Origin of the sequence: Photorhabdus bodei (assembly GCF_003287735.1) — a bacterium.
Lineage (GTDB): Bacteria > Pseudomonadota > Gammaproteobacteria > Enterobacterales > Enterobacteriaceae > Photorhabdus > Photorhabdus kayaii.
In genome coordinates this window covers 18,755-34,990 of sequence record NZ_NSCM01000016.1, presented here as the reverse complement: position 1 = coordinate 34,990, position 16,236 = coordinate 18,755, and the positions used below count along the sequence as shown (strand labels likewise).

At 43.6% G+C, this 16,236-nt stretch carries 16 protein-coding genes and 1 pseudogene; 13 read left to right on the top strand and 4 right to left on the bottom strand.

The genetic code is table 11. The features are described from left to right. Window positions 1-29: 29 nt before the first annotated feature. The 6 genes and pseudogenes from CKY02_RS11610 (at window position 30) to CKY02_RS11580 (ending at window position 3,361) form a co-directional block, all read left to right on the top strand. Window positions 30-346, top strand: a pseudogene (locus tag CKY02_RS11610) (type II toxin-antitoxin system RelE/ParE family toxin). Window positions 347-395: 49 nt separating this feature from the next. Next, window positions 396-692: a NadS family protein gene (gene nadS / locus CKY02_RS11605; protein WP_112895408.1), complete on the top strand. Its 297-nt coding sequence runs from the start codon at window positions 396-398 to the stop codon at window positions 690-692. 442 nt (window positions 693-1,134) lie between these two features. Continuing rightward, the gene (gene dusA, locus CKY02_RS11595) at window positions 1,135-2,172 is read left to right on the top strand and encodes a tRNA dihydrouridine(20/20a) synthase DusA (RefSeq protein ID WP_112895406.1); all 1,038 of its coding nucleotides are present in this window, start codon (window positions 1,135-1,137) and stop codon (window positions 2,170-2,172) included. A 319-nt stretch (window positions 2,173-2,491) separates the two neighbouring features. Then, window positions 2,492-2,881, top strand: coding sequence for a hypothetical protein (locus CKY02_RS11590; RefSeq protein ID WP_112895405.1), 390 nt, complete (start codon window positions 2,492-2,494; stop codon window positions 2,879-2,881). A gap of 26 nt (window positions 2,882-2,907) precedes the next feature. Beyond that, window positions 2,908-3,141, top strand: a complete 234-nt coding sequence (locus CKY02_RS26700) for a hypothetical protein (protein ID WP_162120112.1) — start codon at window positions 2,908-2,910, stop codon at window positions 3,139-3,141. Then, the gene (locus tag CKY02_RS11580; RefSeq protein ID WP_193493121.1) at window positions 3,089-3,361 is read left to right on the top strand and encodes an ASCH domain-containing protein; all 273 of its coding nucleotides are present in this window, start codon (window positions 3,089-3,091) and stop codon (window positions 3,359-3,361) included. Before CKY02_RS26700 ends, CKY02_RS11580 begins: the two co-directional genes overlap by 53 nt. Before the next feature lie 150 nt (window positions 3,362-3,511). On the opposite strand, the gene CKY02_RS11575 is transcribed toward CKY02_RS11580, so the two are convergent. Further along, complete coding sequence (locus CKY02_RS11575; protein ID WP_112895404.1) at window positions 3,512-4,495, bottom strand: quinone oxidoreductase; 984 nt, start codon at window positions 4,493-4,495, stop codon at window positions 3,512-3,514. A gap of 170 nt (window positions 4,496-4,665) precedes the next feature. On the opposite strand from CKY02_RS11575, the gene dnaB reads away from it, so the two are divergent. From dnaB to CKY02_RS11555, 4 genes are all read left to right on the top strand, one after another. Continuing rightward, the gene (gene dnaB, locus CKY02_RS11570) at window positions 4,666-6,075 is read left to right on the top strand and encodes a replicative DNA helicase (RefSeq protein ID WP_112895403.1); all 1,410 of its coding nucleotides are present in this window, start codon (window positions 4,666-4,668) and stop codon (window positions 6,073-6,075) included. Window positions 6,076-6,114: 39 nt separating this feature from the next. Continuing rightward, a complete protein-coding gene (gene alr / locus CKY02_RS11565; RefSeq protein WP_112895402.1) occupies window positions 6,115-7,194 on the top strand; it encodes an alanine racemase in 1,080 nt (359 codons plus the stop codon). 53 nt (window positions 7,195-7,247) lie between these two features. Continuing rightward, window positions 7,248-8,447 carry an amino acid aminotransferase gene (locus CKY02_RS11560; RefSeq protein WP_112895401.1) on the top strand — a complete coding sequence of 400 codons (1,200 nt, stop codon included), beginning with the start codon at window positions 7,248-7,250 and terminating at the stop codon, window positions 8,445-8,447. A gap of 303 nt (window positions 8,448-8,750) precedes the next feature. After that, window positions 8,751-9,005 (top strand): cloacin immunity family protein, encoded by a 255-nt coding sequence (locus tag CKY02_RS11555; protein WP_112895400.1) that lies wholly within the window; start codon window positions 8,751-8,753, stop codon window positions 9,003-9,005. A 71-nt stretch (window positions 9,006-9,076) separates the two neighbouring features. Here CKY02_RS11555 and CKY02_RS11550 read toward each other — a convergent pair whose 3' ends face one another. Both CKY02_RS11550 and CKY02_RS11545 read right to left on the bottom strand, forming a co-directional pair. Then, the gene (locus tag CKY02_RS11550; RefSeq protein ID WP_041380398.1) at window positions 9,077-9,484 is read right to left on the bottom strand and encodes a type II toxin-antitoxin system HicB family antitoxin; all 408 of its coding nucleotides are present in this window, start codon (window positions 9,482-9,484) and stop codon (window positions 9,077-9,079) included. A 51-nt stretch (window positions 9,485-9,535) separates the two neighbouring features. Further along, complete coding sequence (locus CKY02_RS11545) at window positions 9,536-9,712, bottom strand: type II toxin-antitoxin system HicA family toxin (protein ID WP_036778089.1); 177 nt, start codon at window positions 9,710-9,712, stop codon at window positions 9,536-9,538. Between the two features lie 688 nt (window positions 9,713-10,400). On the opposite strand from CKY02_RS11545, the gene CKY02_RS11540 reads away from it, so the two are divergent. After that, entirely contained in the window at window positions 10,401-11,486 is a 1,086-nt protein-coding gene (locus tag CKY02_RS11540) for a PfkB family carbohydrate kinase (RefSeq protein WP_112895399.1), read from the top strand. 2 nt (window positions 11,487-11,488) lie between these two features. Then, window positions 11,489-12,427: a pseudouridine-5'-phosphate glycosidase gene (locus tag CKY02_RS11535; RefSeq protein WP_112895398.1), complete on the top strand. Its 939-nt coding sequence runs from the start codon at window positions 11,489-11,491 to the stop codon at window positions 12,425-12,427. Window positions 12,428-12,487: 60 nt separating this feature from the next. Here CKY02_RS11535 and uvrA read toward each other — a convergent pair whose 3' ends face one another. After that, on the bottom strand, window positions 12,488-15,322 hold the full coding sequence (gene uvrA / locus CKY02_RS11530; protein ID WP_112895397.1) for an excinuclease ABC subunit UvrA: 2,835 nt from the start codon (window positions 15,320-15,322) through the stop codon (window positions 12,488-12,490). A gap of 234 nt (window positions 15,323-15,556) precedes the next feature. Here uvrA and CKY02_RS11525 point away from each other — a divergent pair, with 234 nt between their 5' ends. After that, complete coding sequence (locus tag CKY02_RS11525; protein WP_112895396.1) at window positions 15,557-16,090, top strand: single-stranded DNA-binding protein; 534 nt, start codon at window positions 15,557-15,559, stop codon at window positions 16,088-16,090. The last annotated feature ends 146 nt before the right edge of the window (window positions 16,091-16,236 follow it).

Sequence of the window (16,236 nt, the reverse complement as noted above, 5' to 3'; positions counted from 1 at the left end):
GAAAGGATAATAATCAGACCGGGAGCACGATGTTTACTTTTATTGAGCTGCAAGGCTTCAGTAAGCGGCGACCAGGATTGTTACCCGATGATGAATATCGGGAGTTTCAAGAAACGCTAATTAATGATCCTGATGCTGGAGATACCATTGCGAATACGGGGTGATTTCGTAAGATTCGTTGGAGTCGTTCGGGATGGGCAAACGTGGGGGAGTTAGAGTTATTTATTATAATGTTACCAGTAAAGGTTGAATTTATCTGGCGTTGGTCTATCCGAAGAATGAGCAAGATAATTTGACTGATGAGCAGAAAAAAATGCTTAAGCAACTTTCGGATAGGCTGAATTAGTTGCGTTATTTGTGGGAGTAACTCCCGCGCCAAAGAGCGGAGAAATCGCATGAAAGATGAAATATTTGCCGATCTGCCGGCCAGTGCAGAAGAAATGGTGAAAATTGAGAAGGGTGAGCTGACACCGAAACCAGAACATGTTCATACTTTCACCGAGATTGATGTTAAAGCAATACGCGAAGCTACCGGCTTGAAGCAGCAAGATTTTGCTGTGGTGGTCGGGGTAAGTTATGACTTGGTGAAAAGTTGGGAAAGTCAACGCCGTTATCCCACTGGCGCATCAAGAAAACTGTTGTTGTTGCTTCAAGAGAACCCTTTTATTATCAACCAGCTTAAAATGATTTAATTGAGTGACAATGCGCCTGTGCCTGTATGGGCGTGTTTTCGTTATTGTGCCAGATATTTGATAACCGATTCTTTTGCCATCCGCAGCCCTTAGCCCTTCCGCTGAAAATTTTAAAAGTTAGCGCTGAGTGTAATCCACTTCCGGCCTGCGTTCATTCGGTCTTGTCGGCCGAACTGGTGAACATGGGCAATATGCTGAAACTTGCCAACAAAATGGAGGTTGGAGCTGTTGGTGTTTTGGATACGGGTGGTACGTAATTTGCGAGTTAAGGTGACGTAGCTGAGGCTTACGGGAACAAAACCTGATAGTTCCATCAGTACGAGGGCTTTTTACTATGCTATAGTAAGCCGCATTCCAGTGAGTTCCTGCATCCGAGTACACCATGTATATGATGTACTTAATGGTGTACTGAGAATATCAAAATAATCTAAAAAGTATAGCAATGCACCAAAGTAAAGAAATTGAAAAAACGTTTAAATTCAGTGAGAAAGATAAAGAGACGGTTAAATATAGCCTTAACCGTTTCTCCGTCGCCCCGATGTTAGACTGGACAGATCGCCACTGCCGTTATTTCCATCGTTTATTAAGTCAGCAAACGCTGTTATATACCGAAATGGTGACAACCGGCGCGATTATTCATGGTAAAGGCGATTATCTGGCATACAGTGAGGAAGAACATCCGATAGCATTACAACTGGGTGGCAGTGATCCGCAGGCGTTAGCGCATTGTGCGAAGATTGCACAGGAGCGTGGCTATGATGAAATTAACCTAAACGTCGGCTGTCCTTCTGACCGGGTACAAAACGGCCGTTTTGGTGCTTGCCTGATGGGGGAAGCTGAACTGGTCGCTGATTGTGTCAAAGCCATGCAGGATGTGGTTAATGTGCCGGTGACAGTTAAAACCCGTATCGGTATTGATGAACAGGACAGTTACCAATTTCTATGTGATTTTATTGATGTTGTTGTGCAACGCAGTGGTTGCAATATATTTACTATTCATGCCCGTAAAGCTTGGCTTTCTGGTTTAAGCCCAAAGGAGAATCGTGAGATTCCACCGCTGGATTACCCACGAGTTTATCAATTGAAAAAGGATTTTCCTCAATTAACGATTGCTATTAATGGCGGTATTAAATCGCTGGAAGAAGCGAAACAGCATTTACAATATGTAGATGGCATTATGATTGGGCGTGAGGCTTATCAGAACCCGTCTATTTTGGCACAGGTTGATCATGAATTATTTGATGCTTCAATGCCGGTAGTTGATACTGTTGCGGTGGTCAAAGCACTTTATCCTTATATAGAGCAGGAGTTATCAAAAGGAACATATCTGGGACATATTACCCGCCATATTTTAGGTATTTTCCAGGGGATTCCGGGGGCACGTCAGTGGCGTCGTCATCTTAGTGAAAATGCACATAAACCGGGCGCGGATGTTTCTGTTGTGGAGCAGGCGTTAGCCATGGTGACTGAGCGGATGTAATATCCGCTCATTTTACGGTTAAAGGCACAGTCATATATGAGAATTGAGCACTAAAATATTTATGGATACTGCGTGATTTTTTGCCGTGCTTTAATCTGTTTTTTCGGGTTAGCTTTCCATTATCGGACAAAAACAGATATCCATATATTTTTTCAAAACATTGTGATGCTGTTCTAATAAATTCATTTTTCCATATTAGAATCTGAACAACTATTCTTGGCAATAATATCCCAGTTTACGTGATTCTTGCTGATAGTAAGTATATAACAACAATAGCATTCATAAAATATATATATGTGCAATGCAAGATGTCCTTCATATGAAGAGAGGGGATATTATTGTTATATATAGAACGGCCGATAAACAAGGGCCAGCACGATATAGATCTGTGATTAGTTCACTTTGCGTTGTTGAAGAAGTCAGGGTTATTAGTGAGTTCTCAATGCTAGAAAGCTATATTGATTATTGTAGTAAATTTAGTGTCTTTAGTGTAAATGAATTAACTGAAATATATAGAAGAAGGCAGTATCCATATATAGTAAGATTTACTTATAATGTGGCTTTACCCAAAAGGATTATTCGTGATAGACTCATTAATGAAGTCGGTTTAAATAAAAGTGATTATTGGGGAATCATGAGATTGACTGATGATCAATTTAATAACATTATCAAACTGAGCAAAGCCAATGAAAGTTTTATTATCAATTAAACCAGAGTATGTTGATAGAATACTTAATGGTTCAAAGAAATTTGAATTTAGGAAAGTTGCCTTTAAAAATAATCAGGTTCAATCCGTTGTTATATACCTTATGGATTTCAAGATGCATCGCGGCGGCAAGGGAGCGAATCCCCGGGAGCATAGATAACGATGTGACCGGGGTGAGTGAGTGCAGCCAACAAAGAGGCAACTTGAAGGATGACAGGTATATATGCAACTATGCCGATAGGTATGGTTGTTGGCGAGTTTGAAATTGAAGATATTATTTCTGACGTTCCTTCCGTTGTATGGGAAATGACTCATCAATTTGCAGGTACAACAAAGGATTTTTTTGATAGTTATTTTGAAGGAAGAGAGAAGGCTGTCGCGATTAGTATTGGTAATGTTAAAAAATACGATAAACCTCTGCCTTTAAATGTGTTTGGTCAAGGGATAACAGCACCTCAATCTTATCGTTATTTATCTGCCTGAGGTGTGATACCCCTGCCAAGAGGGGTATTGTTTTATCTTTCATATATTCAGCCAGCATTGCCCTCCGGTCTAAGGTTATTCGTGCAGGCAATAGCGGCATAATGAGGTATTAGACTTGCTGGCTTAGTTAATAACCCGCTCAACTTACTGTTAAGGGATCAGTAAACTTGATCCTTGCGTTGCCCGGCTTTCCAGAATCTGATGTGCCTTTGTCGCTTCACTTAGCGGGAATTTCTGATTTTCGGGTACATCCACATTAATTTTTCCGCTGGCAATCAGATCAAACAGTTCTTTGCTCGCTTCATCCAACTCTTCGCGCGTTGAAATATAGCCGGCGATAGAAGGTCGGGTAACGAACAGTGAGCCTTTTTGATTCAAAATTCCCAAATCGACACCGGTAACTGGCCCGGATGCATTGCCAAAGCTAACCATTAATCCGTGGCGTTTCAGACAATCCAGCGAGTTCAGCCAGGTCGATTTACCAACAGAATCATAAACTACACCGACTTTTTCACCGTTGGTGATTTCATAAATTCGTTCGACAATATTTTCACGGTTATAGTTAATAACCTGCCATGCCCCGGCATCTTTAGCGCGTTGTACTTTTTCTTCAGAGCCGACTGTTCCAATCAGTTTCGCACCCAAAGCTTTTGCCCATTGGCAGGCAATCAGCCCAACGCCACCCGCGGCGGCATGAAACAAAAAGGGTTCGCCTGACTGGATTTTGTAGGTACGGCGTAGAAGATAGTAGACTGTCAGACCTTTCAGAAAAGAAGCAGCAGCTTGTTCGAAGGAGATGGTATCTGGCAGAACAGCGACTTTGTTTTCCGCGACATTGTGCACTTCACTGTAAGCGCCTAAAGTTGATTGTGCATAAACTATACGGTCACCCACTTTTATGGTAGTCACGGCAGAACCCACTTTGGTCACTACGCCCGAGGCCTCAGTGCCTAGGCCGCTTGGTAATTGTGCCGGTGGGTATAGCCCGCTACGAATATAAGTGTCGATGTAATTGATTCCAATCGCTCTATTTTCTACTTGTACTTCATCGTCAGCAGGAGCTCTGGGGGTGAATTCACAATATTGCAGGACTTCGGGACCGCCAATAGAGGAAAATTCGATATGTTTTGCCATGACTCAACCTCATCAATGTAAGGGAAATGTGTGCACGTAGTAGTTGAACTCATTGTGAACAGGCTTTAGTGTGCTAGAAATAATTACAAACTATATGTAATTACTCAAGGCACTTCATAGCGTATACTCATGCGCTGTTGCAGATTTATCAGTAGATTATTGCGGGATTCATGGCGGGAAAAAAATCAACTCACAACAAAATGGCTGAACCAAAAGATCGCCAAATGGAAGGGCTGAAACTTCCGCCACACTCTTTGGAAGCAGAGCAGTCTGTGTTAGGTGGCTTAATGCTAGATAACGACCGGTGGGATAATGTTTCCGAACGTGTTACTAGCAATGATTTTTTCAGCCGCCCACATCGGCGCATTTTTGCTGAAATGCAGCGGTTGCTGGAGATGGGCAACCCCATCGACCTGATTACATTATCGGAATCCCTTGAGCAGAGTGGGGAGCTGAATAATGTAGGGGGCTTTGCTTATCTGGCCGAATTGTCCAAAAATACGCCAAGCGCGGCTAACATTAATGCTTATGCGAATATTGTCCGCGAACGTGCTGTTGTCCGCGAGATGATCGCTGTCGCAAACGAAATTGCAGATGCGGGTTATGATCCCCAAGGCAGGAGCAGTGAAGAATTATTGGATCTAGCCGAATCGCGGGTGTTCCAGATCGCTGAAAATCGTGCCAGTAAAGATGAAGGGCCGAAAGGAATAGAACAGATCCTTGAAGAAACCGTCGAGCGGATTGAGCAACTCTATCAACGCCCTCATGATGGTGTAACCGGTGTTTCAACCGGTTATCAGGATCTGGATAAGAAAACCGCAGGCTTACAAAAATCAGACTTGATTATTGTGGCGGCTCGTCCTTCGATGGGTAAAACCACTTTTGCCATGAACCTGTGTGAAAACGCAGCCATGATGCAGGATAAGCCGGTTTTGATTTTTAGTCTTGAGATGCCCGGTAACCAGATCATGATGCGTATGCTGGCATCCCTTTCACGGGTGGATCAAACCCGTATTCGTACCGGTCAGCTTGATGATGAAGATTGGGCGCGGATCTCCAGTACAATGGGCATATTGCTGGAAAAACGCAATATGTATATTGATGATTCGTCTGGCCTGACACCTACCGAAGTCCGTTCCCGGGCTCGGCGCGTCTTTCGCGAAAATGGTGGATTGAGCCTGATCATGATCGACTACCTGCAATTAATGCGGGTTCCGGCCTTATCCGATAATCGTACTTTGGAAATTGCGGAGATTTCCCGTTCATTAAAAGCCTTGGCTAAAGAGCTTCAAGTGCCGGTGGTTGCACTTTCTCAGCTCAACCGTAGCCTTGAACAACGGGCAGATAAGCGCCCGGTTAACTCTGACTTACGTGAATCCGGCTCTATTGAGCAGGATGCCGACCTCATTATGTTTATCTATCGTGACGAGGTTTACCATGAGAATAGCGACATGAAAGGTGTGGCTGAAATCATTCTTGGTAAGCAACGTAACGGCCCAATCGGTACAGTTCGCCTCACGTTTAATGGTCAGTGGTCGCGGTTTGATAACTATGCCGGGCCAAGTTATGACGACGAATAAGTATTAACCACCAAAGAATTAATAAATTTAAGGAATAGAATGAAAGCGGCAACCGCAGTTATTGACCGCCGCGCTCTGCGACATAACTTGCAACGGGTAAGGGAGCTTGCTCCTAAAAGCAATCTGATTGCAGTTGTGAAAGCAAACGCTTATGGCCACGGTTTACTGGAGACAGCACATACGCTGGACGATGCCGATTGTTTCGGTGTAGCGCGAATTGGTGAAGCCTTGACGTTGCGTCATGGTGGTATCGTTAAACCGATTCTGTTACTGGAAGGATGCTTTGATGCGACTGACCTGCCAGTACTGGTTGCTAACCATATTGAAACGGTGGTTCACAGTGTTGAACAGTTGGAAGCACTGGAACAAGCTAAGTTATCTCATCCGGTAAAAGTATGGATGAAACTGGATAGCGGGATGCATCGCTTAGGTGTAAGGCCGGAAGATGCGGAAGAATTTTATCAACGGCTAAGTCGTTGTAAAAATGTACAGCAGCCCGTCAATATTGTCAGCCATTTTGGCCGGGCTGATGAACCAACGGTAGACACCACTTGCCAGCAGATAGCCTGTTTTCAGGCTTTCTGTGCTGACAAACCGGGAGAAAAATCTATTGATGCATCGGGAGGTATCCTGTTGTGGCCGGAAGTCCATCAAGATTGGGTGCGTCCTGGGCTGATGATGTATGGTGTATCGCCATTGTCTGATAAAACGGCCGTGGATTTTAACTTGATCCCAGCAATGACCTTAAAGTCGAGCTTAATTGCTGTTCGTAAGCATAAAGCTGGCGAGTCGGTTGGCTATGGCGGGACCTGGGTCAGTGAACGTGATACTTGTCTTGGCGTTGTGGCTATCGGTTATGGTGATGGTTATCCGCGCAGTGCGCCTTCAGGAACGCCAATACATATTAATGGCCGTGAAGTGCCGATTGCTGGCCGTGTTTCAATGGATATGATCTCTGTTGATTTGGGGCCAGATGCGACAGATAAAGTGGGTGATGAAGCGGTCCTCTGGGGAGATGTGCTGCCGGTGGAGCGGATTGCTGAACGCACCGGTATCATTACTTATGAGCTGGTGACTAAACTCACTTCCAGAGTGGTAATGGAATACCTGGACGAATAATGTTGTAGGTTATATTGTTTATTGAATAACTAACTGATAAGGAGTAGAGCCTGATGTTCCAGAATGTTGATGCTTATGCTGGTGATCCGATTCTTTCGCTGGCTGAAGAGTTTAAAAAAGATCCCCGTGCGGAAAAAATTAATCTGAGCATCGGGCTTTATTACGATGAGCAGGGAGTGACTCCGCAATTGCAGGCGGTGGCTACCGCGGAAGAACAACTTAGGGCGTTATCACAAACGGCCTCTCTTTATCTGCCAATGGAAGGATTGGAATCCTATCGTCTTGCGGTTCAGGAACTGCTATTTGGTAAAGATCATCCGGTGTTGAAACAGAGGATGGTGGCAACGATTCAATCATTAGGCGGTTCTGGCGCCCTTAAAATTGGTGCTGACTTTTTGCATCGCTATTTCCCTGATTCAGAAGTGTGGTGCAGTGATCCAACTTGGGAAAACCACGCGGCTATTTTTACGGGGGCGGGTATTAAGGTGAACTATTACCCTTATTTTGATACACAGACTAAAGGGGTAAAATTCAATGAAATGCTGGAAACATTCAGGAAATTGCCGGCAAAAAGCATTATTGTGATGCACCCTTGTTGCCATAACCCAACCGGATCGGATCTAACCTATGAGCAATGGGATCAGGTTGTTCAAATTGTTAAAGAGAGAGAATTATTGCCATTCCTTGATATTGCTTATCAGGGGCTTGGGGATGGTATGGAAAAAGATGCTTATGCTATTCGTGCAATGGCGAACGCTGGTTTGCCTTGTCTGGTGAGCAACTCTTTCTCCAAGATATTTTCTATGTATGGTGAGCGCGTGGGTGGCTTGTCTGTCATTTGTGATGATGAACAGACCAAAGAGCGGGTATTGGGGCAGTTGAAAGCGGGTGTGCGTCGCGTCTACTCTAGCCCACCGAGTTTTGGTGCACAGGTTGTGGCTAAAGTACTAACTGATCCTGCTTTGAAGGCACAATGGTTGACAGAAGTTGAACATATGCGCTTACGTATTTTGGAAATGCGTACGGTGCTGGTGGATGCTTTGAAAATCGCATTACCAGAGAAAAACTTTGAGTATTTTCTGAAACAACGCGGGATGTTCAGCTATACCGGTTTTAGCGAGAAACAGGTGGATCGCTTGCGCCAAGAATTTGCTGTTTATCTGGTCGGTAATGGCCGAGTCTGTATGGCGGGCGTCAACCATCATAATGTTGCACGTATTGCTGAAACATTTGCGATGGTAAATAAGTCATAAATTTTAATATAAATGATTTACTATCGATGATAATGATCGACAATTTTGTAAAATAGCAGTAAACACCTCCTTAAAGCGCACTATTTATGGTGCGCTTATTCTCTTTCCTAATATTAATTTAATATGTCGAATTTATAGTAACTTCATTCACATATTCTTTTCAGTCTTCCATTCTATACTGAGTTAGTAACGAGTATTATTAATCTTAATTGGTGTTTATTTTATATAAATAATGATAATCATTATTGTTTGAGATCAATTTTTTTCTACCTTAATTGTCTGTGTTTATATATGAGGTGAATTATGGGATTAAAGTTAAATATTGCGTGGTTTGATAAAAAAACGGAAGAGTTTATTGGTGAGGAATATTCTGGAGATCTGGGAGATGATGGTTCAGTAATAGAAAAATTAGGGCTTCCTATTGAAGATAATATTAATAATGGTGTATTCGATGTAAAAAAAGAATGGGTGACAACACTTGAATCATGTTTTAAAAATAAAATTGAAACAGATAAATATTGGTATCAAATATCATTTGACTATCGAGATAAATGGTAGTGAAGCTGTAATTTAAATTTATTTACTTAAACCTTGCCACGGCAAGGTTTAAGACTATTTGATGGTGATGTTTAAATGGCAACAAGTTCCAGATGTTTACCCAAGGCATTTAACGCATTCGCGATAGTGTCAATTTTAGTGCTATGACTTAATGACACTATACGTTGAATTTCTTGCGGTCGAGTTCCCAGTAACCGTGCAAGTTCTGCGTTGCTTGTTCTTGTTTGAAGCATCGTATTCAACAGTAAAACCTTAGCCGCTATACTGGCTGGTACTTCGACAAAAGCTTCACCTTTAGTCGATGGTGTTGGTATTTCGCGCCGGTCTTCAAAGTAGAAATCAAACGCAGTAACCAGAGCATCCTGCGCCATAGCTAATGCTTCTTCTCTGGTATCTCCGCCTGTTAAGGCTTCTGGGATATCTGGGAACATCACAGCCCAACCTGTTTCGTCATGTTCGAATTTTACTGGATATCGCATATTTTTACTCAGTGAATTTATGCGAGTAACCAGCCCCTTGGGGCCGGTCTGTCATTTGATGCCTAGCTGTTTTAATATTAATTTCCTCAGTGGTTCTGGGATTTCTTTACTAGGGTGCCTTGGCATCGTGGTTTGCTTACCGTTCAGGAAAACTTTCAAGTGGTTAGTCCCATCTTTGAATTCTGCTCCCTGAGCTTTAAGCCACCGGCGAAACTCGCTTTGCTTCACTGCCTCCTCCTGTTTGTTTAACTTGAAAATAAACATAAACATTTTTGTTTATATAAGCAAGAGGTTTATAAGCATTTTTGTTTATAAGCGTAATAGAGTTATGAACATTTAGATTTATTCTTTATAGGATGAAATCTGACGTGAAAATTATTCTATATCCGTCATCTTTCAAGTTGCCTCTTTGTTGGCTGCACTCGCTCACCCCGGTCACATAGTTTGCTATGCTCCCGGGGATTCACTCCCTTGCCGTCGCGATGCATCTTGAAATCCATAGGGTATAATCGCAGCGTATATAATTTGTTCATGGATATTTTCGGCTATGAAGTATGTTTTTTAATGTGAAGCAGATCAATTTTTCATGAAACATGTTTCAGATGGTGAAAAATAATTCTCACCATTTCAAGGTATATCCAAACATTTGTTAGCTTTCGATAAGGGTTTACTTAGATCTTTGTTTTGTTGAATTTATTTCTAGCGTAAAACACGGGTTGATTATTAATATGCAGCAAAAAGGATTGTTTAGCAGGATTTTACTTGATGGTTATCACATAAAATAGGGCTGATAATCCAGTCATATATTCTTACGATCGTTCTCCCAACTTCGTTGTAAAGTAAAAAATCCCACTTTACTATTTTTCCTTTAACACATAAAACAAACGTGTGTTTAAGAACAAACAAGTGTCCAAAAATGACGAATCGGGAAAAACAAATATTGCAGCTTCTGAGACGAGATCCGTTAATTCCACAGCAGGAAATGGCCGATATTTTAGGTATAAGTCGCTCCGGTGTTGCTGGTCATATTATGAATTTAATGAATAAGGGATATATAAAAGGAAAAGGTTATATTTTGTCTGATCACAATTATGTGGTGGCGGTTGGTTCTATTAATATGGATGTTTACGGTTATGCATCGAATAAACTCATTTATCAAGACTCTAACCCAGGAAAAATAAAATGTACCCCCGGTGGTGTAGGCAGAAATATTGCCCAAAATATCGCGTTATTAGGTAAAGAATGTCATCTTATTTCTGTGGTTGGCGATGATTTCTATGGTAGCACTTTACTGGATCAGGCCAGATGCGCAGGTGTTAATGTCAACTATTGCTATAAGTTTTATGGTGAAAATACCTCGACATATGTCTCCTTATTAGATGACGGTGGTGAGATGTTGGTTGCCATCAATGACATGCATATTTTGGAAAAACTGACGCCATCGTTGTTAGCGAATCATTGTAATCTTATTCAGCACGCTGGCGTACTGGTTATTGATTGCAATTTATCTGAAGAAGCTTTGGTTTGGCTGTTGACTAATGCCGGAACGGTACCGGTATTTGTGGATACAGTATCCGCATTTAAAGCACCTAAGATTAAAAACTGGCTTTCCTATATCCACACCTTAAAACCTAATTGTCTGGAGGCGGAAGCACTGAGTGGAATGAAAATCACCCAACCTACCGATGTTCCGGCAGTGGCGCGATGGTTTCACGATCAAGGTGTACAGCGGTTGGTACTCAGCATGGGCGTAGAAGGTGTCTACTTTAGTGAAAGTAATGGTGTGGCAGGCTGGTCACTTCCCATCAGTATCAAGATTGTCAATGTAACAGGTGCCGGAGATGCCATGATGGCTGGGCTGGTGAACTGCTGGCTAGAAAATATGACGCTGGCAGAAAGTGTTCGCTTTGCTCAAGGGTGCTCTGCGCTCACGCTCTCTTGCGAATTGACCAATAATCCAAATCTGTCAAATGGCAGTGTCCAAAAACTGTTGGAATTATAATCATGAAAAATCATGCTATTAGCAATAAATATTTGGATATTTCCCCGGAAGTTACAGAGGCCTTAGAGAATAACCGACCGGTTGTTGCGTTGGAATCTACCATTATTGCTCATGGAATGCCTTACCCGCAAAATATAAAGACTGCGCTACAAGTTGAGCAGAAAATCAGGGAAAATGGAGCTGTTCCTGCGACAATTGCTGTTATCAATGGGATGATGAAAGCAGGTCTGTCGCATGAAGAAATAGAGTTTTTGGGTAGAGAAGGTGACAAGATAACTAAAGTCAGTCGTCGTGATTTACCCTTTGTTATCGCGGCCGGAAAAAATGGCGCGACGACGGTAGCTTCTACCATGATTATTGCGGCAATGGCCGGGATTAGAATCTTCGCTACCGGCGGTATTGGTGGTGTGCACCGGGGAGCGGAACAGACTTTTGATATTTCGGCCGATTTACAGGAATTGTCGAAAACCAGTGTCGCGGTAGTCTGTGCTGGTGCTAAATCTATTCTGGATCTTGGCCTGACAACAGAATATCTCGAAACTCATGGCGTACCACTGATTGGCTATCAGACTCACTCTTTACCGGCATTTTTCTGCCGTACCAGCCCATTTCCCGTCAATATTCGTCTGGATTCCCCAGAACAGATAGCTCAGGCGATGGCAGTAAAATGGGATACTGGATTACAGGGTGGTTTGGTGATTGCCAATCCTATCCCTGAGCCATACGCCATGCCGGAAGCGGAGATCAATACTGCTATCGAACAGGCAGTACGCGAATCCATAGAACAGAGAGTAAATGGGAAAGCGTGTACGCCGTTTTTGTTAGCGAGAGTCTCTGAGTTAACCGGGGGCAATAGCCTATCTTCCAATATTCAGTTAGTGCTCAATAACGCTGAACTGGCAGCGAAAATTGCCTGTTGCTATTGGGAACGCCGCATGTGAAATCCGTTTCAAAAAGTTGCGGCTAGAAAATAAGGGGCTAATTGAGCCCCTATCTATGAATTATGCCTCTTTCTTCAATATAGATTTTAGGAAACGTGCAGTATGTGATTTCTCACATTTGGCGATCTCTTCTGGGGTACCAGAAATCAGAACTTCACCGCCGCCGCTACCTCCTTCTGGGCCAAGATCCACGATCCAGTCAGCGGTTTTAATCACATCAAGGTTATGTTCAATAACCACAATGGTATTCCCTTGATCGCGTAACTGATGCAGAACCGCTAATAGTTGTTGAATATCAGCAAAATGCAAACCTGTTGTTGGTTCATCAAGAATATATAACGTCTGCCCAGTTCCGCGTTTGGATAGTTCACGTGCCAGTTTTACTCGCTGCGCTTCACCGCCTGATAACGTGGTTGCTGATTGCCCCAGACGGATATAAGAAAGGCCAACGTCCATGAGGGTTTGTAGTTTACGGGCCAGAGCAGGAACTGCATCAAAGAATTCACGCGCTTCTTCGATCGTCATATTCAAGACTTCATTGATATTCTTGCCCTTATATTTGACTTCCAGTGTTTCACGGTTATAACGTTTACCTTTGCACTGATCACAAGGGACATAAATATCAGGCAAGAAGTGCATTTCTACCTTAATAACGCCATCACCTTGGCAAGCTTCACAGCGCCCACCTTTAACGTTAAAACTGAATCGTCCAGGTGTATAACCACGAGCGCGTGATTCAGGTACGCCAGCGAATAATTCCCGGACTGGTGTAAATATGCCGGTATAAGTTGCCGGGTTAGAGCGGGGAGTTCGGCCAATCGGGCTCTGGTCAATATCAATCACTTTATCGAAATGCTCTAGCCCTTGAATGTCGATATAAGGCGCAGGGGTGATATTGGTTGCGCCATTTAACTGGCGTTGAGCAATCGGAAACAGCGTATCATTGATTAACGTCGATTTACCGGAACCAGAAACCCCGGTAATACAAGTAAATAACCCAACTGGCAGATTGAACGTCACATTTTTCAGGTTATTACCTTTCGCTCCGATCAGTTTCAGCACCTTTTTCGGATCTGCCGGGATACGCTTCTCTGGGATGGCAATTTCACGCTCTCCACTCAGGAATTGACCTGTTAGTGAATCTTTGCTCACCATAATGTCTTTAACTGTGCCTTCCGCGACGATTTCACCGCCATGAACACCTGCACCGGGGCCGATATCAATGATATGGTCGGCAGCCCGGATGGCATCCTCATCATGCTCAACCACAATCACGGTATTTCCCAGATTGCGCAAGTGGATTAGCGTTTCCAACAGGCGTTCATTATCCCGCTGGTGCAACCCAATAGAAGGTTCATCAAGTACATACATCACTCCCACTAAACCTGCACCAATCTGGCTGGCAAGGCGGATACGTTGAGCTTCGCCCCCGGACAGAGTTTCGGCAGAACGGGAGAGCGTCAGATAATTCAGACCAACATTAACCAGGAATTTCAGACGGTCGTGGATCTCTTTCAGTACTTTTTCAGCAATTTGTGCACGTTGACCGCTGAGTTTAATGTTTTGGAAAAAATCCATCGCATGGCCGATACTGAAATCAGAGATCTCCGGCAGAGTGGTATTCTCAATAAATACGTAACGGGCTTCTTTACGTAAACGAGTTCCGTGGCAGGAAATACATGAACGATTACTAATATATTTCGCCAGTTCCTCCCGAACGGCGGTGGATTCCGTCTCTTTATAACGGCGTTCCATATTATGCAGTACACCTTCGAACGGATGGTTACGCACTGTGGTATCGCCACGGTCATTGGTGTATTTAAATTCGATGGATTGTTTACCGGAACCGTACAACACCACTTTCTGAATATTGGTGCCGAGGGAATTGAAGGGTGCTTCGATATCGAATTTATAATGTTCTGCCAATGAACATAGCATCTGGAAATAGTAGAAATTACGGCGATCCCAGCCACGAATTGCACCACCGGCCAGGGAGATATCACCATTCTGAATGACTCTATCAGGATCAAAAAATTGCTGAATACCTAAACCATCACAAGTTGGGCAAGCACCGGCAGGGTTGTTAAAAGAGAATAGGCGAGGTTCCAGCTCACTCATGCTATAGCCACATGCAGGACACGCAAAGTTAGCGGAGAAAATCAGCTCTTCGGCTGTATTATCATCTATATTGGCGACAATAGCGGTGCCGCCTGAAAGTTCCAGCGCTGTTTCAAAAGATTCAGCGAGGCGTTGTGCCAGATCGGCACGAACTTTAAAGCGATCAATGACCACGTCAATGGTATGTTTCTTCTGTAATTCTAATTTCGGCGGATCGGATAGATCACAGACTTCACCATCAATACGGGCGCGGATATAACCTTGTGCTGCCAGATTATCCAACAATTTAGTATGCTCGCCTTTTCGCTCTTTGACGATAGGCGCCAGCAGCATCAGGCGATGACCTTCTGGCAGTGTTAGCACATTATCTACCATCTGACTAACAGTTTGTGCCGTCAATGGAATATCGTGATCTGGGCAACGAGGTTCACCTACGCGTGCAAACAGCAAACGCAGATAATCATGAATTTCGGTAATAGTCCCTACGGTTGAGCGTGGGTTATGGGACGTGGATTTCTGCTCAATAGAAATGGCCGGGGATAATCCTTCAATATGGTCAACATCGGGTTTCTCCATCAGTGACAGGAACTGGCGCGCATAAGCTGAAAGCGATTCCACATAGCGACGTTGCCCCTCGGCATAAAGCGTATCAAATGCCAGAGAAGACTTACCTGAGCCGGACAAACCGGTGATAACGATCAGCTTGTCTCGGGGAATTATCAGATTGATATTTTTGAGATTGTGGGTACGTGCGCCCCGAACTTCGATGTTATCCATGAATCATTTCCCGGATTATTCATACGTGCATAATTAAATAAGTGAGTTATTATTACACAGAGTTGACTGATTAGATATACAGTATTTAAGTGAAATAATGTAATAAGTACGGAATTAAATTACGGTGAGCTTCGCAAAGTCTGCTTTAAAGCGGTTGCGTTTCATTTTTAGCGTCGCATGTTAAACTGTGTTGCTTAATAATTGTAGAAATTCATTTCATCAGGAGTATTCCCAATGGCCAGCAGAGGCATAAACAAAGTTATTTTAATCGGTAACCTGGGGCAAGACCCGGAAGTCCGCTATATGCCAAACGGCGGTGCAGTGACTAACATTACTCTGGCGACTTCTGAAAGCTGGCGAGATAAACAGACCGGCGAGATGAAAGAGAAGACTGAATGGCACCGGGTTGTTTTATTTGGCAAACTGGCGGAAGTCGCGGGTGAATACCTGCGTAAAGGTTCACAGGTTTATATTGAAGGTTCTCTGCAAACCCGCAAATGGCAGGATCAGAACGGTCAGGAGCGTTACACCACGGAGGTGGTGGTAAACATGGGCGGTACCATGCAGATGTTGGGAAGTCGTGCTGGTGGTGGTAGTTTCCAGGATAGCCAACCACAAGGCAGCGGTTGGGGACAGCCACAGCAGCCACAACCACAGCAACAATCTCAGCAGTTCAGCGGCGGCGGCGCTCCTTCGCGTCCTGCTCAATCCTCTGCTCCACAAAGCAATGAGCCACCAATGGATTTTGATGATGATATTCCGTTCTAGGTTCGCCGTTTTTGCTTTGTAAATCAAGTGGTTAATTAATTTATTGAGTTAATCATAGGCTGTTGGAGTGCCTATTGCAAGCCTGACTTATCCTTATCCAGTAATGGGTTTGAACCTTGAAAGAGGAAGGGGAGTGCAGCATGTCA

What these genes read in the sequence shown, in the direction of transcription:
- CKY02_RS11550 (WP_041380398.1), bottom strand. Translation starts at nt 9,484, where the DNA reads ATGCGATATCCAGTAAAATTCGAACATGACGAAACAGGTTGGGCTGTG.
- CKY02_RS11540 (WP_112895399.1), top strand. Translation starts at nt 10,401, where the DNA reads ATGACGAATCGGGAAAAACAAATATTGCAGCTTCTGAGACGAGATCCG.
- CKY02_RS11575 (WP_112895404.1), bottom strand. Translation starts at nt 4,495, where the DNA reads ATGGCAAAACATATCGAATTTTCCTCTATTGGCGGTCCCGAAGTCCTG.
- uvrA (WP_112895397.1), bottom strand. Translation starts at nt 15,322, where the DNA reads ATGGATAACATCGAAGTTCGGGGCGCACGTACCCACAATCTCAAAAAT.
- CKY02_RS11525 (WP_112895396.1), top strand. Translation starts at nt 15,557, where the DNA reads ATGGCCAGCAGAGGCATAAACAAAGTTATTTTAATCGGTAACCTGGGG.
- CKY02_RS26700 (WP_162120112.1), top strand. Translation starts at nt 2,908, where the DNA reads ATGGTTCAAAGAAATTTGAATTTAGGAAAGTTGCCTTTAAAAATAATC.
- CKY02_RS11590 (WP_112895405.1), top strand. Translation starts at nt 2,492, where the DNA reads ATGAAGAGAGGGGATATTATTGTTATATATAGAACGGCCGATAAACAA.
- dnaB (WP_112895403.1), top strand. Translation starts at nt 4,666, where the DNA reads ATGGCGGGAAAAAAATCAACTCACAACAAAATGGCTGAACCAAAAGAT.
- alr (WP_112895402.1), top strand. Translation starts at nt 6,115, where the DNA reads ATGAAAGCGGCAACCGCAGTTATTGACCGCCGCGCTCTGCGACATAAC.
- CKY02_RS11555 (WP_112895400.1), top strand. Translation starts at nt 8,751, where the DNA reads ATGGGATTAAAGTTAAATATTGCGTGGTTTGATAAAAAAACGGAAGAG.
- dusA (WP_112895406.1), top strand. Translation starts at nt 1,135, where the DNA reads ATGCACCAAAGTAAAGAAATTGAAAAAACGTTTAAATTCAGTGAGAAA.
- CKY02_RS11580 (WP_193493121.1), top strand. Translation starts at nt 3,089, where the DNA reads ATGACAGGTATATATGCAACTATGCCGATAGGTATGGTTGTTGGCGAG.
- nadS (WP_112895408.1), top strand. Translation starts at nt 396, where the DNA reads ATGAAAGATGAAATATTTGCCGATCTGCCGGCCAGTGCAGAAGAAATG.
- CKY02_RS11560 (WP_112895401.1), top strand. Translation starts at nt 7,248, where the DNA reads ATGTTCCAGAATGTTGATGCTTATGCTGGTGATCCGATTCTTTCGCTG.
- CKY02_RS11535 (WP_112895398.1), top strand. Translation starts at nt 11,489, where the DNA reads ATGAAAAATCATGCTATTAGCAATAAATATTTGGATATTTCCCCGGAA.